Origin of the sequence: Cellulomonas sp. H30R-01, assembly GCF_010119915.1 — a bacterium.
GTDB classification, from domain to species: Bacteria; Actinomycetota; Actinomycetes; order Actinomycetales; family Cellulomonadaceae; genus Cellulomonas; species Cellulomonas algicola.
Window position 1 is genome coordinate 3971986 of sequence record NZ_CP048210.1, and the last position, 23047, is coordinate 3995032.

Annotated in this window: 18 protein-coding genes; 15 read left to right on the top strand and 3 right to left on the bottom strand. The window is 75.5% G+C overall.

Annotation, left to right across the window (positions count from 1 at the left end; genetic code table 11):
- The first annotated feature begins 11 nt into the window (after positions 1 to 11).
- The 5 genes from GXP71_RS17715 (at position 12) to GXP71_RS20455 (ending at position 8969) form a co-directional block, all read left to right on the top strand.
- On the top strand, positions 12 to 2447 hold the full coding sequence (locus GXP71_RS17715; RefSeq protein ID WP_238402483.1) for a cytochrome c oxidase assembly protein: 2436 nt from the start codon (positions 12 to 14) through the stop codon (positions 2445 to 2447).
- A gap of 255 nt (positions 2448 to 2702) precedes the next feature.
- Complete coding sequence (locus GXP71_RS17720; protein ID WP_162353737.1) at positions 2703 to 4793, top strand: PhoX family phosphatase; 2091 nt, start codon at positions 2703 to 2705, stop codon at positions 4791 to 4793.
- A 271-nt stretch (positions 4794 to 5064) separates the two neighbouring features.
- Positions 5065 to 6180: a type IV toxin-antitoxin system AbiEi family antitoxin domain-containing protein gene (locus GXP71_RS17725; protein WP_162353738.1), complete on the top strand. Its 1116-nt coding sequence runs from the start codon at positions 5065 to 5067 to the stop codon at positions 6178 to 6180.
- A gap of 87 nt (positions 6181 to 6267) precedes the next feature.
- Positions 6268 to 8472, top strand: coding sequence for a S9 family peptidase (locus GXP71_RS17730; RefSeq protein ID WP_162353739.1), 2205 nt, complete (start codon positions 6268 to 6270; stop codon positions 8470 to 8472).
- A 164-nt stretch (positions 8473 to 8636) separates the two neighbouring features.
- Positions 8637 to 8969, top strand: a complete 333-nt coding sequence (locus GXP71_RS20455) for a DUF6458 family protein (protein WP_238402484.1) — start codon at positions 8637 to 8639, stop codon at positions 8967 to 8969.
- 218 nt (positions 8970 to 9187) lie between these two features.
- Here GXP71_RS20455 and GXP71_RS17740 read toward each other — a convergent pair whose 3' ends face one another.
- Positions 9188 to 9901, bottom strand: a complete 714-nt coding sequence (locus GXP71_RS17740; protein ID WP_162353740.1) for an alpha/beta fold hydrolase — start codon at positions 9899 to 9901, stop codon at positions 9188 to 9190.
- 91 nt (positions 9902 to 9992) lie between these two features.
- Between GXP71_RS17740 and GXP71_RS17745 the strand changes: the two genes are divergently transcribed.
- Positions 9993 to 10970, top strand: a complete 978-nt coding sequence (locus tag GXP71_RS17745; RefSeq protein WP_238402485.1) for a YafY family protein — start codon at positions 9993 to 9995, stop codon at positions 10968 to 10970.
- Positions 10971 to 11042: 72 nt separating this feature from the next.
- On the opposite strand, the gene GXP71_RS17750 is transcribed toward GXP71_RS17745, so the two are convergent.
- Entirely contained in the window at positions 11043 to 15197 is a 4155-nt protein-coding gene (locus GXP71_RS17750) for an immunoglobulin domain-containing protein (protein WP_162353741.1), read from the bottom strand.
- 235 nt (positions 15198 to 15432) lie between these two features.
- Here GXP71_RS17750 and GXP71_RS17755 point away from each other — a divergent pair, with 235 nt between their 5' ends.
- From GXP71_RS17755 to GXP71_RS17790, 8 genes are all read left to right on the top strand, one after another.
- Complete coding sequence (locus GXP71_RS17755; protein ID WP_162353742.1) at positions 15433 to 15825, top strand: hypothetical protein; 393 nt, start codon at positions 15433 to 15435, stop codon at positions 15823 to 15825.
- Between the two features lie 23 nt (positions 15826 to 15848).
- Positions 15849 to 16337, top strand: coding sequence for a GNAT family N-acetyltransferase (locus GXP71_RS17760; RefSeq protein ID WP_162353743.1), 489 nt, complete (start codon positions 15849 to 15851; stop codon positions 16335 to 16337).
- Complete coding sequence (locus GXP71_RS17765) at positions 16334 to 16744, top strand: hypothetical protein (protein WP_162353744.1); 411 nt, start codon at positions 16334 to 16336, stop codon at positions 16742 to 16744. The genes GXP71_RS17760 and GXP71_RS17765 overlap by 4 nt, the downstream gene beginning before the upstream one ends.
- Positions 16744 to 17268: a phage tail protein gene (locus tag GXP71_RS17770; RefSeq protein ID WP_162353745.1), complete on the top strand. Its 525-nt coding sequence runs from the start codon at positions 16744 to 16746 to the stop codon at positions 17266 to 17268. Before GXP71_RS17765 ends, GXP71_RS17770 begins: the two co-directional genes overlap by 1 nt.
- A 9-nt stretch (positions 17269 to 17277) precedes the next feature.
- Positions 17278 to 17772, top strand: a complete 495-nt coding sequence (locus tag GXP71_RS17775) for a phage tail protein (protein WP_162353746.1) — start codon at positions 17278 to 17280, stop codon at positions 17770 to 17772.
- A gap of 3 nt (positions 17773 to 17775) precedes the next feature.
- Positions 17776 to 18312 (top strand): phage tail protein, encoded by a 537-nt coding sequence (locus GXP71_RS17780; protein WP_162353747.1) that lies wholly within the window; start codon positions 17776 to 17778, stop codon positions 18310 to 18312.
- A gap of 162 nt (positions 18313 to 18474) precedes the next feature.
- Complete coding sequence (locus GXP71_RS17785; RefSeq protein WP_162353748.1) at positions 18475 to 19485, top strand: hypothetical protein; 1011 nt, start codon at positions 18475 to 18477, stop codon at positions 19483 to 19485.
- Between the two features lie 54 nt (positions 19486 to 19539).
- A complete protein-coding gene (locus GXP71_RS17790) occupies positions 19540 to 19758 on the top strand; it encodes a hypothetical protein (RefSeq protein ID WP_124343756.1) in 219 nt (72 codons plus the stop codon).
- 169 nt (positions 19759 to 19927) lie between these two features.
- Here GXP71_RS17790 and GXP71_RS17795 read toward each other — a convergent pair whose 3' ends face one another.
- Positions 19928 to 21274 (bottom strand): lytic polysaccharide monooxygenase, encoded by a 1347-nt coding sequence (locus GXP71_RS17795; protein WP_162353749.1) that lies wholly within the window; start codon positions 21272 to 21274, stop codon positions 19928 to 19930.
- Between the two features lie 329 nt (positions 21275 to 21603).
- On the opposite strand from GXP71_RS17795, the gene GXP71_RS17800 reads away from it, so the two are divergent.
- Entirely contained in the window at positions 21604 to 23040 is a 1437-nt protein-coding gene (locus GXP71_RS17800; RefSeq protein WP_162353750.1) for a diguanylate cyclase, read from the top strand.
- The last annotated feature ends 7 nt before the right edge of the window (positions 23041 to 23047 follow it).

Here is a 23047-nt window from a genome sequence, read left to right on the forward strand (position 1 = left end):
AGGCTGGAGAGATGACCACCCCGGTGCGCGGCGACGCACGGACCCCCGGCCCGACCGGTGGGTCCGTCGCGTCGTCGCGCGCCGGCGGGGGAGCGTCGCCGCGTCCTGAGAGAGGTGCCCGCTGGGCTGCGCTGCCGGGGGCCGCGCGGGTCGTCGTGCTCGTCGCGTCGGCGGTCGTGGCCGTCGTCGCGGGCGTCGCGTTCTCCGGCGCCGTCGCGCCGCGCGTCCTCGCCGACCCCGGCGCCGCCGTCCGGTGGGGGTTGCCCGTCGCGGAGACGCTCACCGAGCTGGCCGGGGCCGTCGCCCTCGGGGCGCTGGTCCTCGCGATCGGCGTCCTGCCGCGTCGGCAGCCCGTGCTCGCCGCCGACGTGCGCGTCGCACCCGGTCGCGCCGACGGCCGGGCGTACCCGCGCAGCCTCGTCGTCGCCGCATGGGCCGGCGGTGTGTGGACCGTCGCGTCGCTCGTGCACCTCGTCCTCACGTACGCGAACGTCGCCGGGCGGCCCGTCGACTCCGCGCAGTTCGGGCAGGAGCTCGGCGTCTTCGTCACGCAGATCGACCTCGGCCGCACGCTCCTGCTCGTCACCACCGCGGCCGCCGTCGTCACCGCGCTGTCGCTCGTCGTCGCGACGCCCACCGGCGCCGCGTGGACCGCCGTCGTCGTCCTCGTCGCGCTCTACCAGCAGGCGCAGACGGGCCACGCCGCGGGGGCGTCCGGGCACGACCTCGCGACGTCGTCGATGGTCGTGCACCTCGTCGGCGCCGCCGTCTGGATCGGGGCGCTCGCCGCGCTCGCCGTCGTCGTCCGGTGGGTCGGCACCGACCTGTCCGCGTCCGTCGCGCGGTACTCCGTCATCGCCGGGTGGTGCTTCGTCGCCGTCGCCGTCTCGGGCCTGGTCAACGGCCTGCTGCGGACCGACGGCTGGTCCGACCTCACGACGACCTACGGGGTGCTGCTGCTCGCGAAGGTCGCGCTGTTCGGGGTGCTCGGGCTCCTGGGCCTCGCGCACCGGCGTGCCGTCATCCCGCGCCTGACGGGCGGTGCGGCGGTCGCGCCGCGCGTCGACGCGCTCTCGGGCGGTCCGGCGACGACGGGGTCGTCGGCCGCCGGTGCGTCGTCCGACGGATCGTCGTCGACCGCGTCGCCCGCCGCGAGCTCGACGTCCGGCGCCGCGCGCGTCACCTCCTCGACCGCCTCCTCCGCCCGCGCCCCGTCGGCCGGCGGGTCGTCCAGCGCACGCGGCACGACAGGAACCGCTGCTGCCTCCGTCGACGCCGCGCGACGTGCGAGCAGTGCGCTCTTCTGGCGGCTCGTGCTCGTCGAGCTCGCCGTCATGGGTGCCGTGTCGGGCGTCGCCGTCGCCCTCGGCTCGACCGCGCCGCCCGTGCCCGAGGAGCCGCCCGTCGACCCGTCACCCGCGTACCGCCTCACGGGCCACCCCCTCCCGCCCGAGCCGGCCGGCCTGCGCTGGCTCACCGAGTGGCGCTGGGACCTGCTGCTCGCGTCGGCCGCCGTCGCCGGTCTCGTCGTCTACTGGCGGTGGGTGCTGCGGCTGCGTCGGCGCGGCGACACGTGGTCGTGGGCGCGCACCGCGTCGTGGACCGCGGGGATGCTGCTGTTCGGCTGGACGACGTCGGGCGGGCCTGCGCTCTACGGCCACGTGCTGTTCAGCGCGCACATGGTGCAGCACATGGTGCTCGCGATGGTCGTGCCGATCTTCCTCGCGCTGTCCGCGCCCGTGACGCTCGCGCTGCGCGCCCTGCCCGTCCGCTCGACGCGGCTGCGCGACGACGTCTCCCGCGGCCCACGCGAGTGGATCCTCGTGCTGGTGCACAGCCGCGTCGGGTCGTTCCTCGCGCACCCCGTGGTCGCGGCCGTGAACTTCGTCGGCTCGATGATCGCGTTCTACTACACCGGTCTGTTCGAGTGGTCGCTGCGGTCCCCGGTCGGGCACCTCGCGATGGTCGTGCACTTCACGCTCGCCGGGTACCTGTTCGTCAATGCGCTCGTCGGGATCGACCCCGGCCCGCGCCGGCTCCCGTACCCGCAGCGGCTCCTGCTGCTCTTCGCGACCATGGCGTTCCACGCGTTCTTCGGCGTCGCGCTGGTCTCGGGGGAGACGCTGCTGGTCGCCGACTGGTTCGGGCTCATGGGCCGCCCGTGGGGGCCGAGCGCGCTCGCCGACCAGCAGATCGGCGGCGCGATCACCTGGGGCATCGGCGAGATCCCGACGCTCGCGCTCGCGATCGGCGTCGGGTTCGCATGGGCGCGCGACGACGAACGGACCGCGCGTCGCCGGGACCGGAAGGTCGACCGCGAGGGCGACGTCGAGCTCGACGAGTACAACGCCATGCTCGCGGGCCTCGCCGAGCGCGACGCCCACCAGGTCGACGCGCGCGCCGCCCGCCGCGCGGACGAGCGCGACGCGGGCACGCCCACCACCTGACCCTCGACCCGAGCGCCGGGCTGTCAGCACGCTCACCGCCACCACCGCACGTCCGGTCGGCGACCCGGGCGTCGTGACCGGTCGACGTCCAGTTCCGGTACCGAGACCCGGGTCGCGGTGGTCGGGAGCCCAGCGGGTGAGGGCGGGAACGTTCGCCGGGTGTTCACCGGTCGCTCACCGGGCGGCGGTTCGTCGGGATCCTCCGGGTTGTTGGCTGTCGTCGCCCCCGCCCGACGCCCTCCGAGAGGCCCGCGCATGACGACCACCGACGACCGTCCCGGACCCACCCCCTCCCGCCGCGCGCTCCTGCCGTTCCTGCCGATGGCGGGCCACACGTCGGGCAAGCGCTCGCCCGTGACGTGCCACCTCAAGTGCGGGGACGCGTGCGCGCAGCCCGTCCCGAACACCACCGACAACCCGTACTTCCGCGACGTCGTCGACGCCGCGCTGAGCCGACGCGCCGTCCTCGCGGGCGCCGTCGTGGCCGGTGCGGCCGTTGCGATCGCGCCCGTCCTCGGCGACGCGACGCCGGCCGCCGCGCACGGACCGGGGGGCGGGCCACGCGGACGCCTGGGCTTCACCCCGATCGCCCCCGTCCCCGCCGCGACCGACGCGTTCACCGTCCCGTCGGGGTACCAGTGGCGTCCCCTCGTGCGGTGGGGCGACCCGCTGCTGTCGTCGCGCGACCGGTTCGACCCCGCGACGGTCACGCCCGAGGTCGCGGAGCGGCTGTTCGGCTACAACTGCGACTACGTCGACGTCCTCGAGGACCGCGACGGCCGCTCGGGTGTGCTCGTGGTGAACCACGAGTACACGAACGAGAGCATCATGTTCCCGCCCGCGACGACGCCCGAGGAGCTGGACCGGCAGCGCCGCGTCGCGATGGCGTCGCACGGCCTGTCCGTCGTCGGCCTGTACCGCGAGCGCAAGGGCAAGCCGTGGACGTACCAGGTCGGCGCGCGCGCCAACCGGCGGATCACCGCGTCGACGCCGTTCACGTTCTCCGGCCCGGCGGCGGGCTCCGCGCTGCTGCGGACCGTCGCCGACCCGGCCGGCACCACGCCGCGCGGCACGCTCAACAACTGCGCGGGCGGCACGACCCCGTGGGGCACGGTCCTGTCGGGCGAGGAGAACGTCAACCAGTACTTCCGCACCGCGGGGACGTCGGCGGCCGACAAGCGGTACGGGTTCGCGGACAAGGCGACGACGCGCGGCTGGGAGGACGTGGACCCGCGCTTCGACGCGCGCAACCCCGGCTACGAGAACGAGCCGCACCGCTTCGGCTGGATCGTCGAGGTCGACCCCGAGGACCCGACCGCGCCACCCGTCAAGCACACCGCGCTCGGCCGGTTCAAGCACGAGGGTGCGAACGTCATCGTCGGGCGGTCCGGCCACGTCGCCGCGTACATGGGCGACGACGAGCGGTTCGACTACCTGTACAAGTTCGTCTCGAAGGACCGCTACCGGGAGGGCCGGCGGCACCGCGACGCGAACAAGCGCCTCCTCACCGCGGGCAACCTGTACGTCGCGCGGTTCCTCGGCGACTCGCCCGTCTCCGAGATCACCGGGACCGGCGCGCTGCCGTCCGACGGGGCGTTCGACGGGACGGGCCAGTGGATCCCGCTCGTGCTCGACGGGGTGTCGCAGGTGCCGGGCTTCACGACGGAGGAGGTCCTGGTCTTCACGCGGCTCGCCGCCGACGCCGTCGGCGCGACCAAGATGGACCGCCCCGAGGACGTCGAGCCCAACCCCGTGACCGGGCGCGTGTACGTCGCGTGCACCAACAACACCGACCGCGGCGCCGCCGGCAAGGAGGGCGCGACCGAGCCGAACCCGCGCGTCACGAACCGGCACGGGCACGTCGTCGAGCTCACCGAGGCCGGGAACGACCCGCGGTCGCTCACGTTCGGCTGGAGCATCCTGCTGCTCTGCGGCGACCCCGCGACGACGACCGGGACGTACTTCGCGGGCTTCCCGCCCGAGAAGGTGTCGCCGATCTCCTGCCCCGACAACGTCGCGTTCGACTCGTCGGGCAACCTGTGGATCTCGACCGACGGGCAGCCCGGCACCATCGGGTACTGCGACGGCCTGTTCAAGGTGCCGCTCGAGGGCCGTGAGCGCGGCCGCGTCCAGCAGTTCCTGGCCGTGCCGCGCGGCGCCGAGACCTGCGGCCCGGTCGTCCGTGACCGCGACGAGATGGTCTACGTCGCCGTCCAGCACCCGGGCGAGGACGGGACGTGGGCGGCCCAGCAGTCCTACTTCCCCGACTACGTGTCTCCGGGCTCCCTGTCCGGCGGCCGCTGGGGCGGCCCCCGCCCGTCGGTCGTCCAGGTCTACCGCTCCTGAGGCGCCGCCCGCCCGCCCGGCCGGCGCCTGACAACCCCCGCCGGCCGGCCGGGCGGCCCTCCGGCCGCCGGCGTCCTCGCTCTCGGCAGCAGTCCGACCCGGGTCTGGGTACCGCAAAGGTGCACCTAGCGGTAACGAGACCCGGGTCCGCGGGGTAGCGGCCGGTGGATCGCGGCATCGAGACGTGCACAGGCGTCAGGTGAGTCGTGCGCGTCCACAGGTCCGGTCGCAAAGCGAGACCCGCAGTGATCGGACGCGGTGAGGTCGGCGCATGCCAGCCAGGTCCGACGTCCCGCTGTCGCTGCTCACGCTCGCTCGGCGTCAGGGCGGGCTCGTCTCGGCCGCGCAGGCGTCGCTCGCAGGGATCGGCGGAAGCCGACGCTCGCGGCTCGTCTCATCGGGTCGATGGTCGCGCCGCACGTGGTCGGTGTACGACGTCGAGCCCGGGCGCAGGCGTTCGATCGACGAGCGACGTCAGGAGAGCGCGTGGCTCGGGCTCCTCGCCTTCGGTCCTGAGGCGATCGCGGTGGGTGGCGCGGCGCTCGTGCTGCATGGCGTCGCCGGACTGCCGGCGGTCGTCCGACCGGAGGTGGCGCTCCCGGGCGGACGTCATCTCCGCGATCGTGACGGCATCACCGTCCGATGCTTCGGTGACCCCCTTCCCTTCCCTGTCAGCAGGTACGGGGCGGGGAATGTCGCCCGGCTGCCATGGGCGCTCGCGCAGGCGGTCCCTCAGCTGGGCGCACGTCACGCCGTCGCCGTCCTCGACGACGTCCTGCGACGAGGGCTGCTGCCGGCGCACGGGTTGTCCGACGTGCGCCGACTGGTCGAGCGCCGACGAGGCGCAGCATCCGTGCGAGACGTCTGGGACCTCGTCGACCCGCGTGCCGAGTCACCGCTGGAGACCTTCGCTCGCTTGGACTGCATCGCTGCGGGACTGCCGCCGGACGACCTCCAGGTCGTCGTCCGCTCCGCGGACGGGACGTTCCTCGGCCGCGCGGATCTCGGCTGGCGTCTGCGGGACGGCGGGTGGCTTCTGGCCGAGATCGACGGCCGCGACGTGCACGAAGCGCCCGAGGCGCTCCTGCGCGACCGTCGTCGGCAGAACGCGCTGCTGGCGACGGGGCGGGTGCGCCTGCTGCGGTTCACGGCCGCCGACCTCGGCGCGTCCCGGGCTCTGGTCAGGACGGTGGCCGCATCGCTCGCATGCGACCGGCGACCCGGTCCTGGGTACCGCGTCGTCAGCATTTCCGGTCACGAGCCCCGGGTCGACGACCACGTCGGGTCTGGGCGGACCGGCGACCCGGCGATGAGCACCGCTTCCGCGTCCGGTCCGGTCACCAGGACCGGGTCGACGACCACGTCGGTCTCGGCGACCCGGCGATGAGCACCGCTTCCGCGGCCGGTCCGGTCACCAGGACCGGGTCGATGGGAGAGCCTGGTCAGGTGGGCGTGATAGGACGGGGCGGTGACGATGACGACTGACAGCGGCGCCGGCGGCGGTGCGGACGAGACCCTCGACCAGCAGACGACCGGCGGCGGCGGTGGCGGACCGGCGGCCGGAGGCGCGGGGAGTGGTGACGCCGGGGACGGTGCGTCGGCGGCGACGCCGTTCCACGATCTCGACGCGTACGTCGGGATCCCGCGGGTGTCCGGGTTGGTGCTCTCGCCGGACGGCACGCGGCTGGTGACGGCCGTGGCCACGCTCGACACCAAGCGGACCAAGTACGTGACGGCGCTGTGGGAGGTCGACCCGTCGGGCGAGAAGCCCGCCCGGCGCCTGACCCGCAGCGCGAAGGGCGAGGCCAGCGCCGCGTTCACGGCGTCGGGCGACCTGCTCTTCACGAGCGCGCGCCCGGACCCCGACGCGAAGGACGGGGACGACGACCCCGTCCCGGCGCTGTGGCTGCTGCCCGCGGACTACGCGGAGGCCCGCGTGGTCGCGGACCGGGCGGCGGGTGTCGGCGGGGTGCGGACGGCGAAGGACGCGTCGGTGGTGCTGGTGAGCAGCGACGTGCTGCCGTCGGCGCCGGACGCGGAGACCGACGAGAAGCTGCGCAAGGCCCGCAAGGACAAGAAGATCGCGGCGATCCTGCACGACGCGTACCCGATCCGGTACTGGGACCACGACCTGGGCCCGGACGCGCCGCACCTGTTCACGGCGGACCTGTCGGCGGACGTCGTGACGCCGCTCGCCGGCGACCGCGACCCGCGGCTCACGCTGCGCGACGCCACGCCCGACGCGCGTGCGGCGCTCGTCGAGCAGTCGGCCGCGATCACGCCGGACGGCCGCACGGTCGTGACGGGGTGGACCCGGTACCTCGCGCGCGGCGACCAGCGCAGCGAGGTCGTCGCGATCGACGTGGCGAGCGGCGAGCGGCGCACGCTCGTGGCCGACGACGGCGCGGACGTGTACGGGCCGGTCGTGTCGCCCGACGGCCGGTGGGTCGTGTTCACGCGCGAGACGGTGTCGACGCCGCACCAGGCGCCGCACGTCTCGCTGCAGGTCGTCCCGCTGGCCGGCGGCGACCCGCGCCCGCTCACGGAGGGCTGGGACCGCTGGCCGCACGACCCGGTGTGGCTGCCGGGCTCGGACGCGCTGCTCGTGCTCGCGGACGACGACGGCCGCGGGCCGGTGTTCCGCGTGGACCTCGCGTCGGGTGCGGTGACGCGGGTGACGGCGGACGACGCGGTGTTCACCGACGTGCAGGTCAGCCCGGACGGGCGGACGGCGTACGCGCTGCGCTCGTCGTACGAGGCGCCCGCGCACCCGGTCCGCATCGACCTGGCGGCGGCGGTCGAGACGGGTGCGCCGGTCCCGGCGACGCCGCTCGTCGGGCCCGTCGCGACGCCGAGCGTCCCGGGCACCCTGACCGAGGTCGAGACGACCGTCGGGGACGGGCGACGTGTGCGCGCGTGGCTCGCGCTGCCCGACGGCGCGAGCGCCGAGACCCCGGCACCCCTGCTGCTGTGGATCCACGGCGGCCCGTTGGGGTCGTGGAACACGTGGTCGTGGCGGTGGAACCCGTGGTTGCTCGTCGCGCAGGGGTACGCGGTGCTGCTGCCGGACCCGGCGCTGTCGACGGGCTACGGGCAGGACTTCATCCAGGCCGGGTGGGGGTCGTGGGGCGAGGCGCCGTTCACGGACCTGATGGCGATCACCGACGTGGCGGAGGCGCGCGACGACGTCGACGCGTCCCGCACGGCGGCGATGGGTGGCTCGTTCGGCGGCTACATGGCGAACTGGGTCGCGGGGCACACGGACCGGTTCCAGGCGATTGTCACGCACGCGAGCCTGTGGGCGCTGGACCAGTTCGGCCCGACGACGGACGCGGCGTACTACTGGGAGCGCGAGATGACCGCCGAGATGGCGCTCGACAACTCCCCGCACCGGTTCGTCGACAAGATCGTGACGCCCATGCTGGTGGTGCACGGCGACAAGGACTACCGGGTACCGATCGGCGAGGGTCTGCGGCTCTGGTACGAGCTGGTGTCGCGGTCCGGTCTGCCGGCGGACGACGAGGGCCGCACACCGCACCGGTTCCTCTACTTCCCCGACGAGAACCACTGGATCCTGAGCCCGCAGCACGCGGTCGTCTGGTACCAGGTGGTCGAGGCGTTCCTCGCGCAGCACGTGCTGGGCCGGGCCGACGTGGTGTACCCGGAGGTCCTGGGCTGACGGACGAGGTGACCGGGTGACCTGACCGGGTGACGATGCCGCCTCCGGATGCGGTGTTCCACTACCCGCGCCAAACTCCTCTGTCAAGAGTCGAGCGCCGCCCAGATCGACGAGATTCGGCGGGCGTCCCACACGGGAGTTCGACGGGACGGAAGGAGCCACGCATGGGTATCGGAGGCGGCATCGCCCTGATCGTCATCGGCGCGATCCTCGCGTTCGGCGTCCGGGACAGCATCGACGCCATCGACCTGACGATGATCGGCTACATCTGCATCGGCGCGGGCGTGCTCGCGCTGATCCTGTCGCTCATCATCAACGCGCAGCGCAGCAACACGTCGCACCGTGAGGTCGTCGACCACCGCACGGTCGGGACGGCCCAGCCCGTCGCGCAGCCCGTGGTCCAGCAGCCGGTCCAGCCGGTGCAGCAGACCCCGGTGCAGCCCGTCCAGCAGCAGCAGCCCCCGCAGGCGCCTCCGGCGCCCCCCGCGGGCGCCTGACCCCGGCGGCACTCCCGCCCGGACAGCCACGACGCCCCGGTGACCCGACGGTCGCCGGGGCGTCGCGCTGCGCGGACATGGGCAGGGGGCTCCGGCCGCCTGACCTTCGGACTGGTGTCGGGCTCGCGCTGACAGGCGGGCCGAGCGGAGCGGGGCGCTCCCGAGGTGCAGGTGGTGCAGCGTCCGACCGGGCGCGCGTCCCAGACCCGGACCGAGGGTCAGGCTCGCGCGGCGTCGACCAGGGCGGCGGCGAGGTCGTCGGGACGGCTGAACATCGGCCAGTGCCCGGTCGGCAGGTCGACGTACGTGACGTCGTACCGGCCCATCTCGGTGTGCAGGGGCGGGCCGCCGTCGACCATCGTCAGCAGCACCTCCGACGGCAGGCTCGTGCAGATCGCGGTCACGGGGACGGCGAACCGGCGTTCGTCGCTCACGTGCACGGCGGCGCGTGCGACGCCGGCGGGGTGCGGGAGCGCCCGCTCCCGGAGCCGCTCGAGCGCGGCGTCGTCGAGGCCCTCGAGGCTCGACCCGCCGTCCGCGAGCTCCTCCCACGACGGGAACGCCTGGCCCGCCGAGTCGGCGGGCAGGTCCGGGACGAGCGCGTTGCCGTCCTCGAGCGGACCGCTGTCGACGTAGACGGCACGGCGGACGCGGTCGGGCCGCCGGTCGACGACCTCCCCGACGACGGCGCCGCCGCCCGAGTGGCCGACGAGCACGACGTCGTCGTCGTCGGCGATCCGGTCGACGAGCTCGACGACGGCCTGGACATGATCGGCGCGCGTCACGGTCGACGCGTCGTCGGACGGGTCGAGGCCCGGGAGCGTGACGGGGTGCGGGACGAGCCCGGCGTCGCGCAGCCCGGGCAGGACGTCGTCCCAGGCCCATCCGCCGAGCCAGGAACCGGGGACGAGGATCAGGTGCGTGGTGGTCATGGCACCAGCGTCCCGCGACGTCGGTGACACCGGCATGTCACCTTCGTGTCACCATCATGGGAGGTCCGACGACGACCCCGGGAGCCCGCTCGTGAACCGCACCGACCGCCTGTACGCGATGGCCGAGGAGCTGCGCCGCGTCGGCCCGCGCGGCACCACGAGCGCGCGTCTGGCGCGGCTGTTCGAGGTCACGACGCGCACCGTCAAGCGCGACGTCAGCGCGCTCCAGCAGGCCGGCCTGCCGGTCGTCGCGCAGGCCGGAGCGGGCGGCGGCTACGTGCTCGTCGGCGCGACGCTGCCGCCCGTCGCCCTCACGCCCGCGCAGGCGGTGGCGCTCGCGCTCGCGGTCGACGCGCTGCCGCCCGGCAGCCCGTTCGGCGTCGACGCCCGGACGGCGCGCGACAAGGTGCTCGACGCGATGCCCGCGGCCGACCGGGCCCGCGCGCAGGCGCTCTCGCAGCGGGTGTGGACGCGACCCGACGCGGCGTCGGCCGACGCCGCTGCGCGCGTGGGATGGTCGCGACGCGCGGGCACGCAGAGCGGGGCGTCCGGGCCCTCCGACGGCGGGGCGCAGGGCATGTCGGGCGGGTCGTCCGACGGCGGTGCGCAGGGTTCGCCGGCCGGGCCGTCCGACGGCGGTGTGCGGGGCATGCCGACCGGGTCGTCCGACGGCAGGGCGCCGGACGCGCCGGGCGGGTCGTCCGACGGCGGCGCGCAGGGCTCGCCGGCCCGGTCGTCCGCGCCTCGCGTCGCGGCTGTTGCCTCGCCCGGCGTGCTCCGGGCCGTCGAGGACGCGCTGTCCCGCGAGCGGGTCCTCGCGATCGAGTACGCGACGGTCGCCGGTGACGCGTCGCACCGTCGCGTCGAGCCGATCGTCCTCACGCGCACGCACGGCCGCTGGTACCTCGCGGCATGGTGCCGCACGCGCGACGACGTGCGCTGGTTCCGCCTCGACCGCGTCCGACGCGCCGACGTGACGGCCGAGCCCTACGACGCGAGGCCGGTCGCGGTCGTGGGCGCGCCGCCTGACGACGCCCGGCCGGTCGGGCGTCGCGCGGACGACGACTGACGCGACACGTCAGGCAGTGCGCCCCGCGAGGAACGGCGACGGTGGGCGCGACGCGGCAGACCCGACGGCCCGTCAGGCGCGGCGACGCCTGCCGAGCAGCGCACCTGCCGCGCCCAGCAGAACCAGCAGCCCCGCAGCCGCCGCGATCGGGGCGACGGTGCTGCCGGTGCTCGAGAGCCGCCCGCCGGCGACCGTTCCACCGGTGCCGGTCCCACGCGAGCCACCCGCGGACGCGCCAGTGCCGGGGCCCGTCCCGGTCCCCCCGGGCGTGGCGCCCGGCGACGGGGTCGGGGCCGCAGCGACGGAGACGGTCACGGGCCGCAGGACGGTCTCGCCCGCGGCGTCGACGACGACGAGCCGCAGCTGCATCCCGTCGTCGGCGCGAGTGGGCGTGAACGTCGCGGTGAACGCGGTGCGCGTGGCGGGTGCGGCGGCGGATCGCAGCGACCGGACGGCGGCGACGCCCGTGATCGTTCTGGTCACGACGGACGGTCCGACGGGCGCCCACGTGGCGCCGCCGTCGCGCGACTCCTCCCACCGGCCCTGCAGGCCCGACCCGAGGACGACGAACGTGACGGTCGTGGGGGTCCCGGCGACGGACGCGACGGTCGCGCCGACGCTCGGCCCGGCGACCTCGACGGGGTCGGGCACGACGGTGAGCGTCGCGGGGGCGCTGCGCACGGTCGCCGGACCGCTGCCGAGGGTCGACGTCGCGACCGCACGGGCGAGCAGCCCGTCGTCGGCGGCGTCGGCCGTGACCGTGAGCGTGGTGCCGACGGCACCCGCGACGGGCGTCCAGGCGGTGCCGTCGGTCGAGGTCTCCCAGGTGACGTCCGGCGCGGGACGGCCCGAGACGGTCACCGTGAACGTGGCGTCCTCGCCGGGGCGCGTGACGACGTCGGCCGGGGAGCTCACGGCCGGCGGCGTGCGGACGCCCAGCGTCGCGGCGGCGGACGTCGCGGTGCCGCGCACGTTGGCCGCGACGGCGCGGTACGACGACCCGTGGAGGGCGTCGGTCGCCGTGACGGTGTACGTCGTGCCGGTCGCGCCCGCGACGTCGGTCCACGTGCTGCCGTCGGCCGACGTCTGCCACTGCACCGTCGGTGCGGGCAGGCCGGAGACGACGACCGTGAACGTGGCGGTCCCGCCGGCGTCGACGGTCGTCGCGGCGGGGTCGGTGACGGTCGGCGCGTCCTGGACGGTGAGCGTGGCCGGGTGCGTGTCGGTGACGCCGTGACCGGTGAAGCGGGCGCGCACCTGCAGGCCGTCGTCGGACGGGGACAGCAGGCGCGTCCAGAAGACGTCGGTCGCGCCGGGCGCGTCGGTCCACGTGGTGCCGTCGGTCGACGTCTGCCACTGGACGGTGGGCGTCGGGTTGCCGTGCGCGGCCGCGGTGAACAGCGCGCTGCCGCCGACGACCCCGGTCACGGCGACGGGGTGGACGTCGACGACGGGCCCGTGCAGCACGTGCAGGACGGCCTCGGTGCTGGTCGCGGTGGACGTGCCGTCGACCAGCACGGACGTCGCGACGGCCCGGTAGCGGGCGCCGTCGAGGGACGGGTCGGCGACGACGGACAGCGTCGCTCCGGCGGCGCCGGGCACGTCGGTCCACGTGCCGTCGACGAGCCGCTGCCAGCGGACCGCCGGTGCGGGCGACCCGCCGACGACGGTGGTGAGCTGCGCGGTGGCACCGTCGGCGACGGTCACGTCGGCCACGGGCGCCAGCGTCGGTCGCGTCTGGACGGTCAGCGTCGCGGCGGCGGTCTCCACCGCGCCGTGGCCGGTGAACCGCGCGCGCACCTGGAGGCCGTCGTCGGACGCGGTCAGGAGACGCGAGTAGAACACGCCGGTCGCACCGGGCACGTCGGTCCACGTCGTGCCGTCGGCGGACGTCTGCCACTGCACGCTCGGGGCGGGGTTGCCGTGCGCTGCGGCGGTGAGCAGCGCGGTCCCGCCGGCGAGAGCGGTGACGGGCAGCGGGTGGACGTCGACGACCGGCCCGTACCGCACGTCGAGGACGGCCTCGCTGCTCGTGACCGACACGGTCCCGGTGACGAGGACGGACGTCGCGACGGCCCGGTACCGGGCCCCGTCGAAGGTGGGGTCGACGGCCACGGACAGCGTCGCGCCGACGCCGCCGGGCACGTCGGTCCACGTCCCGTCGACGAGCCGCTGCCAGCGGACCGCCGGCGCGGGCGACCCGCCGACGACGGTCGTGAGCTGCGCGGTGCCGCCGTCGGCGACGGTCACGCCGGCGACGGGGGAGAGGGTCGGCGGGGTCTGCACGGTGAGGCGTGCGGCGGTGGACCGGGCGACGGTCTCGCCGGTGTGCACCGCCCGCACGCGCAGGCCGTCGTCGGTCGCGGCGACCGTGGGCAGCGTGAGGGTCGTGCCCGTCGCGGACGGGACGGGCGCCCACGTCGTGCCGTCGGTCGACCGCTCCCAGGTGGTCGCCGGCTGCGGCTTGCCGGCGGCCTCGCTCGTGAAGACCGCGTCCTGGCCTGCGACGACCGTGACGTCGGCGGGGTCGGCCGTCGTCTCGGCACCCCACCGCACGTCGAGGGTCGCGGCGAGGGACGTGACAGGTGCGCCGTAGCCGTTCTGCACGACGGCGACGTACCGGGTGCCGTCCATGGCGCGCGTCGTGCCGGGGACGGCGAGCGTCGTGCCGGTCGCGCCGGGGACGTCGGCCCAGGTCGAGGAACCGGGGGCCGCGGTGCGCCACTGCACGGTGGGTCCGGGCGTGCCGGACGCGGCGACGCCGAACGTCGCGGTCGCGCCCTCGACGACGCTCGCGCCGGTCGGGCTCGCGGTGATGCTCGCCGGCACGGCGGTCGTGACGGTCGTCCCCGCCGTGGATCCGTCGACGGTGAGCGACACGCGCGGGTCGCCCGCGGCGATCGTCAGGGTCGTGCCCGCGGCCGAGTCGGACCCCAGCGTCGCGTCGGACCCGGCGAGCGAGCCCGCGCTCGTGGACCAGCCGAGCGGCACGTCGGCGAGCACCGCGGCCAGTGCGGCGGGCACCGCCGATCCGTCGGACATCGTCACGGCGGCGCTGATCGCCGACGTGCGGCCGGGCAGGTCGATCGTCGGGGACGCGGCGAGCGCGAGGCGCGCGAACGGCGCCAGAGTCGCTGCGTCGGGCGCCGTGTCGCACCCCGTCCCGGCGGCCGGGTCGACGCACCCCCACCAGTTGCCCGGCACGGTCGCGCCGCCCCGCACGGCGTCGCGCGTGGAGCTGCCGCCGACGGTGGTGCCGTTGCCCGCGAGGCGGGACGCGGTGACCTGCCCGCGCGCCAGGACGAGCGCGCCGAACGACGACGGCGTCCCGGCGGCGGCGGTCACGACGTTGCCGTAGACGGTCGAGCCGGTGATGGTCGCGGTGCCGGACTCGACGAGGACCGCGGAGCCCTGCGCCGACGCACCCGACGTGGTCGTCACCCGGTTGCCCAGGAACGTCGAGCCGGTGACGGTCACGTCGACGTCGCCCGCGACGAACAGCCCACCGCCGCCCGTGACGCCCGCGCCGAGCGCGCCCACGGAGGTGTTGAGCTCGAACCGCGACCGCTCGACGACGACCGTGTCGTCCGGGTCGACGCCGACGAAGCCGATCGCGCCGCCGGCCGCGTCGGTCGCGGTGCTGCCGTCGAGCAGGCAGTCGCGGACCGTGAGCGACCCGCCGCTCATCTGCACCCCGCCGCCGACCGCGCCCTGGTCGGAGACGCCGGCGGGCACGTTCGTGCTGCCGGTGACGCGGCACGAGCTCAGCGTGAGGGAGTCGGGCGCACCGGGGACCGCCGAGCCGGCGACGATCGCACCGCCGCCCCACCACGGGTCCGCGAGCGTCGGGCGGCCGCCCGTGAGCGTGAGCCCGCTGACGGTGACGTCGACGCGCCCCACGCCGAGCGGGTCGAGGTCGAGCACGCGCGACGCGCCGTGCGCGTCGATCCGCGTGGCGTCCCGACCCGCGCCCGTGACGGTCAGCGTCCGTCCGCCCGACGTGGGCGCGTAGACGAGCGCACCGGCGGTGAGGGTGACGACGCCGCCCGGGAGGGTCACCGAGGCGTCCGTCAGCGACTGCGCCTGGCACAGCGCCTCGCGCAGCGACAGGGTCGCCGGGGTCGCGTCGGAGCACGTCCCGTCGACGGACGCGTCGGCGGTCGTCGTGACGACGAGCGGCGTCGGCGCGGCGACGGCGGCAGGGGCGGCCAGGACCGACCCCGACAAACCACCCGCCAGGACCGCCGCAATGGCGACGAATCGGTGAAATCGCAGGTCAGCGCGGTGCGGCACCGGGTCAGCGTAGAAGGATTCACCCGCTGCGAGGGCCCGGCGGCGGGGGTGAAACCTCGTAGGCTCACGACGCCGCGCGACCTTCCGCACCCCCGTCGCGCACACCCCTGACCACCGTGCCGACCTGCCCTCGAGGCCCCCGGCACGTCCCGCCCGACAGGAGGACGCCGTGCTCCAGCGCCGCACCGTCTCGCGCCGCGCCGTCCTCGCCGGTGGCGCCGGGGCCGTGGCGGTGGGGGCCGTCGCCGTCGCGGTCGGCGTCCCGCTGTCGCGCCGCACCCTCCCGCTCGAGCTCGCCGCGATGCGGGCGCTCGTGGGCAGCCGGTTCCGCACCGACGCCGACGGCACGACCCACGTCCTCACGCTGGCCGCGGTGACGGGACCCGCGGGTGCCGCGCCGACGGCCGACGCGTTCGCCCTGACGTTCCGCGCGGCGTCGACGCAGGACCTGCCCGGCGCGATCCGCACGCTCTCGCACGACGACGGCGACCTCGTCCTGTTCGTCGGACCGGTCGGCCCCGACGGCACGGACCTCGAGGCCGTCGTCGACCGGACCGTCTAGTGGGTCTCCGGGGAGGACCGGCCGTGCTCACCCTGCGCCGCACGTCGCCCGCCGACACCGCGTTCGTGGCCGACCTCTACGCCGCGACGCGCGCCGACGAGGTCGCCGGGTTCGGCTGGGACGACGCGACGACGGCAGCGTTCCTGCGGGGGCAGCACGCCGCACGTGAGGCCGCGTTCGCGGCGACGGCGACCGGCGACGCGGTCGTCGAGGTCGACGGCGTCCCCGTCGGCCGCCTGGTCACCGCGCGGCGCGAGGCCGGCGTCGTGCACGTCCTCGACGTCGCCGTGCACCCGGACCACCAGGGCCGGGGGACCGGCACCGCGGTGCTCCGCGGCGTGCTCGCCGACGCCCACGCGGCCGGTGCGACCGTGCGGCTGCACGTCCGGGCGACGAACGTGCGCGCGGCCGCCCTCTACGCGAGGCTCGGGTTCGTCCCGGTCGACGACGCCGAGGCCCCCTCGCCGACCGCCGGGACCGTGCTCGACGTGCAGCTGGAGGCCCGCCCGTGACCGTCGCCACCTGGTCCGACTGGCGTGCCGCCGTGGGCGCCGTCGTCCCCGTCGGTCCGCACGGCACGTGGACCGTGCGGTCCTGCTCGGACCGCCGGACCTCGGCAGGCTGGGCGTCGTGGGACGTCACGTTCCTGGCCCCGGCCGGCACCGGTCAGGAGACGGTCGTGCTCGACCTGCCTCTCGCGGGCCCTCAGACGCTGCTCGCCGTCCCGAGCGCCGCGCACCCCGACGGCGCGCTGCTCGTCGCGACGTTCGTCGTCCCCGACGACGACCCTGCCGGAGCCCAACCCGCCGGCGCCGACCCTGCCGGAGCCGACCCCGCCGACGCCGACCCCACCGACCTGACCCACCCGACGACCGACGGCACGCGCGGCCCCGCCGCCGACGCCGGGACGGAGACCTGATGTCCACGCCGTACATCGGCGAGATCCGCATGTTCGCCGGGAACTTCGCCCCTGCGGGCTGGGCGTTCTGCGACGGCAGCCTCGTGCCGATCTCCGAGAACGACACGCTCTTCACCCTGCTCGGCACGACGTACGGCGGCGACGGCGAGAACACGTTCGCGCTGCCCGACCTGCGTGGGCGCTCGCCGCTGCACGTCGGGCGCGGGACGCGCTCGACGACGACGTACGTGCTCGGCGAGACGGGCGGCGTCGAGACCGTGACGCTGTCGACGCAGCAGATCCCGCAGCACACGCACCGCCCGCAGGCGTCGGTCGCCGCCGCGACGGGTACGTCACCCGCCGGCGCCGTGTGGGCGGCGTCGACGGCACCCGCGTTCGTCCCGCCGTCGGTCGCGCCGAGCACCGCGCTCGCGGCCGACGCGGTCGGTCCGGCGGGCGGCTCGCAGCCGCACGAGAACCGGCACCCCGTGCTCGCGGTGTCGTTCATCATCTCGCTCTTCGGCCTCTACCCCCAGCAGGACTGAGGACACGCCATGTCGGAACCCTTCCTCGCCGAGATCCGCCTCACGGCGTTCGGCTACCCGCCCCGCGGCTGGGCGCAGTGCAACGGCCAGCTCCTGCCGATCAACCAGAACCAGGCGCTGTTCTCGCTGCTCGGCACCCAGTACGGCGGCGACGGGCGCGTGAACTTCGCGCTGCCGGACCTGCGCGGACGCGTCCCGATGCACGTCGGCCCGGGGTTCACCCTCGGCCAGGTGGGCGGCGCCGAGACGCACACGCTGACCGTGGGCGAGCTCCCCCCGCACACGCACGCGGTGCGTGCCGCGTCCGCCGGCGACCGGGCGCTCCCGGGCGGTGCCCGCTGGGCCGCCACCGACGCCCCGCACTACGGACCGACGCCCCAGGCCGTCATGGCGGACGGGCTGGTCGCGAACGCCGGCGGCTCGCAGCCGCACCCCAACATGCCCCCGTACGCCGCCCTCCAGGCCGTCATCGCGCTGGTCGGCATCTTCCCCAGCAGGGACTGACCCATGGCTGATCCGTTCGTCGCCGAGATCCGGATGTTCGCCGGGAACTTCGCCCCCAAGGGGTGGGCCCTGTGCAACGGGCAGATCCTGCCCATCTCCCAGAACACCGCCCTGTTCTCGCTGCTCGGCACCACCTACGGCGGCGACGGCAGGAGCACGTTCGGGCTGCCCGACCTGCAGGGGCGCAGCCCGGTGCACCACGGTCAGGGGCCGGGCCTGCAGCCCGTCGCGCTGGGTGAGGAGCTCGGGTCGTCGACGGTCACGCTGCTCGAGTCCGAGATGCCCCTGCACGGCCACACCGTCGCGACCCTGCCCGACGGCACGCGCGGCACGACCGGCAACCCGTCGGGTGCGGCGTGGGCGACGAGCCGCATCGGCCGGGTCACCGAGGAGCTCTACGGGAGCGGCCCCGGCGCGCTGACGATGAGCCCCGGCGCGCTGGCCGTCACCGGCGGCGGCCAGCCGCACGACAACCTGCCGCCCTACCTGGTGCTCACCTTCATCATCGCGCTGCAGGGCATCTTCCCCCCGCGCGGCTGACCCGTCAGGCCCGTCCCCTGGCAGCTGCGGTCCCGGTGCCGCAGGCCGGTCGGCGCGTGACTCGTCACGACCGCGGACGTCGCCCGGCGGGTGTCGGTACGACGCGGCAGACTGGCCGCCAAGCACCCGGACGTCACCGGGCGGTGATCGGCAGGGGGGTCGATGGGATCGATGGACGAGCGCGAGGCGCGCGAGGTCAAGGCGCAGGTCAGCGACTACGTGCGGGAGCTCGCGCAGCGACGCGTGCAGGTCCAGGACGTGCCCGCCGGGGCCTTGGTCGGGCTGGGGCTCGCCCCGCTGGCCGACGGCGGGTACGGCGTCGCCGTGCGCTACCGGCTGGGCCTCCCGGCGGTGCGGAGCATCGCGCGCAAGGTCGCGGAGCAGGTCGGGCCGGCCGCCGACGTGCGGCGCACGGGTCGGATCCGCACGCTCGCGGGACCTGGCGGCGGTCCGTCGATCACCCTGCGTCCGCCCGTCGTGACGGCCCGCTCGCTCGGCGAGACCGGTCGCGTGCGGCCGCTGCGGCCGGGGGTCTCGATCGCGCACGCGAAGGTGTCGGCGGGGACCCTCGGCGCGTTCGTCGTCGTCGACGGGCGCATGCACGCGCTGTCCAACTACCACGTGCTGTCGGGCACGCCGTCGGCCCGGATGGGCGACCCGGTCCTCCAGCCCGGACCGGCCGACGGCGGCCGCACCTCGCGCGACAAGGTCGGCGAGCTCGCGGGCCGCGTCGAGCTCGAACCGCACGGCCGGGCCACTGTCGACTGCGCGGTCGCGCTGCTCGACGACCCCGAGGTCGACCTGCGCTACCCGGTGGGGCTCGTCACGACGACCGCACCGGCCGTCGGCAACGAGCAGGTCGCGAAGATCGGCCGGACCACGTCCGTCACGCACGGCAAGGTCACCGCGATCGAGCTCGACGACGTCGTCGTGGGCTACGGCGAGGAGCTCGGCGAGATCGCGTTCGACGGGCAGATCGAGGTCGAGTCGACGGGTGCGTCGGCGTTCTCGCGCGGCGGCGACTCGGGGTCGCTCGTGTACCGGGAGGACGGTGTCGCCCTGGGCTTGCTCTTTGCGGGTTCGGAGACGGGAGGCGAGAATGGGTCCGGGCTGACCTATCTCAACCCGATCGATGCTGTGCTCGACGCCCTCGGTGCGACGCTCGCCACCTGACCCTGCCCGGCGAGCAGCCCGACGTCGGCGTGGGCCGGCGGGAAGCGGTGCAGCATGGCGGATCTCGAGCAGGCGCGTGCAGCGAAAGAACGGTTGCGCGCCGACCTCGCCGGGCGACCAGACGTGCGGGGGATCGGGATCACACCAGACGGCGACGGGTACCTGCTGCAGGTCAACGTGTCCGCGCGCGGGCGGTCCACCCCGCTGCCCCCGGCCGTCGACGGCGTCGCCGTGAAGGTCCGCGTCGTCGGCGCGATCACCGCGAGCGCCTGACCCCGGCTCCCGCCCGCGAGGCGCACCGCCAGCACGGCCGAGGTCCGGGCCGCGGTGGCGACCGGACCAGCACCGCCGAGGGCCCGGCCGCTGCGGCGACCGGACCAGCACGGCCGAGGGCCCGGCCGCCGCGGCGACCGGACCCTCGTGACCCGCGGCGAGGCGCTCGTCAGGCGAGCGCGCAGGGCAGCCCGTTGAGCGCCACCCCGGTCGGCTGACCCGGTGCGCCGCTGCTCGACCCCATGAACCCGAACGTCACCGCGCCGTGGTGCGCGATCGTCCCGTTCCACGCGGCGCTGCGCGCGGTGACGACGGCCCCGGACTGCGTGGCCGTGCCGTTCCAGGCCTGCGTGACCTTCTCGCCCTTCGTGAAGGTCCAGGTCAGCTGCCAGCCGTTCACGGGCGTCATCGACTCGTTGGAGATGGTGACGTTGCCGACGAAGCCGCCGGACCAGGCGTTGGACACGTCGAACTTCACCGAGCACGACCCGACGGGGACCGTCCCGGAGCTGAACGTGAGCGTCGTGGACCGTGCGGACACGTTGCCCGCGGCGTCGGTCGCGGTCACGTACACCGAGTACGAGGAGCCGGGGGTGAGGCCCGACAGGGTCGTCGCGGGGGACGTCGGCCGCGCGAGCACGGCACCCGTCGCGGCGTCGTGCACGGTGTAGCCCGTGACGCCCACCGCGTCGGTCGAGGCCGCCCAGGTCAGCGACGCGGTGGTCCCGTCCACGGCTGCGGCGGTCGGGGTGCCGGGTGCGGTCGGCGCCGTCGTGTCGGCCGGGTCACCGGGGTCGCCCGGGTCGCCGGGGTCGGTCGTGCCGCCGCCGTCGAAGACCACGTCGGAGCAGTTGTAGAACGACTCGGGGCTGTCGGTGCGCTCCCAGATCGACAGGATCACGTGCCGGCCGGTCTTCTGCGGCAGCTGCGCGGTCCAGTAGTACTCGGGGCCCGTCGGGCCGCCCGAGCGGGTCGGCGGGTTGAGCACGCGGTCGAACGGCGCAGGCTCGAGGTCGTCCCAGCCGATCGGCTGGCTCGGGTCCCAGCCGTCCTTGGTGATCCACTGCGTCCACCAGCCGGGGTGCGGCACCGTCGCCGCGTACTGGAAGGTGATCCGCCCGCCCGACTGCAGCTTCGTCGTGGGCCACTGGGTGCTCGGCGTGTTGAACGCCGCGAACTTCGGGTCCGGTGCGCAGAGCGTGCCGTCGGCGATCGTCTGGTGCTGCCCCGCGATCGTGCCCAGCAGGTTGCCGTACCAGTTGTAGAACGGGTAGCTGCTCGCCGCGAGCGCCTGCTGGCAGATCGGGTTGGTCGGCAGCATGTTGCCCGCCTGGCCGGCGGCCTGCCCACCCGCGAGCCCGTCGAGGTAGCACGCGTACGTGCGCGTCTGCGGGTAGGTGAGGCCGCCGTGGGCCTCGGCGCGCGACGCCGGCAGCGCGACGAGCGTCGCGGCGGCGAGCCCGGCGATCGCGGCGCCCACGAGGGCTCTGCGTCGCAGGGCGGTGACGGTGGACATGGCGGGACTCCTTCCGACGTGCGGCGTCGTCGCCGCGGGGCGCCTCCTGCCGGCGGCTCGCCGGGTCGCGCAGCCGCCAGGGGGCAGGGTGGGGTCAGGGTCGTCGCGCCGGCCGGGCGTCGACAACCCGGCGAATGGTTTCGGCGCCGGGACGGCGGTGCGCCGACGCGCGTCGCGTCCGCCTCACCCGTTCGGCTCAGCACGATCGGGGCAATTGGTGCCGCACCGGACCCGCCGGCGGGCCGATCCGACGCGGGGGCGGGGTGATCTCATGGACCTCTCATGCCCTCAACTGTTCGGACAGGTGTCCGAGGGACGATGATGGGCGCGTGACGCGCCGGGGGACCGCCGAGGGGACCCGCAGGGACCATCGGTCTGCTGCGGCGCTCGTCGGCGTCCGAGGTCTGGCGACCGCCGCGCACCGGCTGGACCGGTGCCGCACCCTCGACGAGGTCGTCGAGGTCGCCGCGTCCGCGGGCGTCGACATGCTGGGCGCGAGCTCCTTCGCCGTGCTGCGCATCGAGCAGGACACCGCGCGCGTGGTCCGCGTCGTGCCGGAGCCGGCGGACCCGCGCATCGTCTGGCGCGTGCGCGCGTCGTACCGCGCCGACGACCGCCCCGCGCTGCGCCGGCTCATCCGTGACCGGGTCAGCTGGGTCGCGCACGCCGTGGACGTCGCCGGCCGGCCCGTGACGGGCTCCGACGACGGTGCCGGTGACGCGATCGAGGTGCAGACGCTGCGTGAGATCGACGGTGCGTCGGCGCTCGCGTCGCCCGTCGTCGTCATGGGTGCGGTCTGGGGCCAGCTGTACGCGATGCGCGAGCTCGGGTCGCCGCTGTTCGGCGTCGACGACCTCGCCCGTGCCGAGGTGCTCGGGGCGCTGCTGGGCGGAGCGATCGCGCGCGTCGACCTCGAGGGCCAGGTGCGGCACCTCGTCGCCGACGACCCGCTGACAGGCCTGGCGAACCGCCGCGTCGCGGACTCCGCCGCGGAGGCCGCCCTCGAGTCGGGTCTGGAGACGTGCATCGTCATGTGCGACGTCGACGGCCTCAAGCGCGTGAACGACGAGCTCGGCCACGACACCGGCGACGACCTGCTGCGCTCGGTCGCGGACGTCCTGCGGCGGGCGTCCGACGCGCTGCCCGGCACGACCGCCGCGCGCATCGGTGGTGACGAGTTCTGCCTCGTGACGGTCGGGCGGCGTCGTGTCGAGGTCGCCGAGGTCCTCGCGGCGACCGTCGCCGAGTTCCCGCTGCCGCACGGCGCGGCGATCTCCTACGGCATCGCGACGACGGCCGTGACCGGTGCGACGTCCGCGCGGCACCTGTTCCGGCAGGCCGACATGGCGCAGTACCGGGCCAAGCGGGCCCGGGCGCGCGCGCTGCGGGCTGCGGCACCGACGACCGCCGACCCGGCCGTGACCGCCGAGCGTGTCGTCGTGGCCGGCACGGCCGCGATCGTCGCCGCGCAGTCGGGGATCGTCCCGCGGCTCTGTGCGCTGGCGGCCGCCGCCACCGAGACGCTCGGCGGTGCCGGGTGGGCCGTCCTCATGCGCCGTCCCGGTGACCCGTCCGACGGGCCGGCCTCCGCGGTCGCGCGCGGTGGGGCGCCTGTCGACGTGACGCAGGCCGAGTCGTCGACGACCGTGGTCGAGCACGGCCCGTGGGTGGTCGAGATCGGCGTGTCCGCGACGGCCGCGACGGGCGAGGTCGTCGACACCTCCCTCGACGCGCTGGTCGCCGTCGCGGTCCTGGGCGCCTCCTGACCCGTGC

Bases quoted from the DNA above. Each gene is read 5' to 3' on its own strand.
- GXP71_RS17715 (WP_238402483.1), top strand. From the start codon at position 12: ATGACCACCCCGGTGCGCGGCGACGCACGGACCCCCGGCCCGACCGGT.
- GXP71_RS17720 (WP_162353737.1), top strand. From the start codon at position 2,703: ATGACGACCACCGACGACCGTCCCGGACCCACCCCCTCCCGCCGCGCG.
- GXP71_RS17725 (WP_162353738.1), top strand. From the start codon at position 5,065: ATGCCAGCCAGGTCCGACGTCCCGCTGTCGCTGCTCACGCTCGCTCGG.
- GXP71_RS17730 (WP_162353739.1), top strand. From the start codon at position 6,268: ATGACGACTGACAGCGGCGCCGGCGGCGGTGCGGACGAGACCCTCGAC.
- GXP71_RS20455 (WP_238402484.1), top strand. From the start codon at position 8,637: ATGGGTATCGGAGGCGGCATCGCCCTGATCGTCATCGGCGCGATCCTC.
- GXP71_RS17740 (WP_162353740.1), bottom strand. From the start codon at position 9,901: ATGACCACCACGCACCTGATCCTCGTCCCCGGTTCCTGGCTCGGCGGA.
- GXP71_RS17770 (WP_162353745.1), top strand. From the start codon at position 16,744: ATGTCCACGCCGTACATCGGCGAGATCCGCATGTTCGCCGGGAACTTC.
- GXP71_RS17775 (WP_162353746.1), top strand. From the start codon at position 17,278: ATGTCGGAACCCTTCCTCGCCGAGATCCGCCTCACGGCGTTCGGCTAC.
- GXP71_RS17780 (WP_162353747.1), top strand. From the start codon at position 17,776: ATGGCTGATCCGTTCGTCGCCGAGATCCGGATGTTCGCCGGGAACTTC.
- GXP71_RS17785 (WP_162353748.1), top strand. From the start codon at position 18,475: ATGGGATCGATGGACGAGCGCGAGGCGCGCGAGGTCAAGGCGCAGGTC.
- GXP71_RS17790 (WP_124343756.1), top strand. From the start codon at position 19,540: ATGGCGGATCTCGAGCAGGCGCGTGCAGCGAAAGAACGGTTGCGCGCC.
- GXP71_RS17795 (WP_162353749.1), bottom strand. From the start codon at position 21,274: ATGTCCACCGTCACCGCCCTGCGACGCAGAGCCCTCGTGGGCGCCGCG.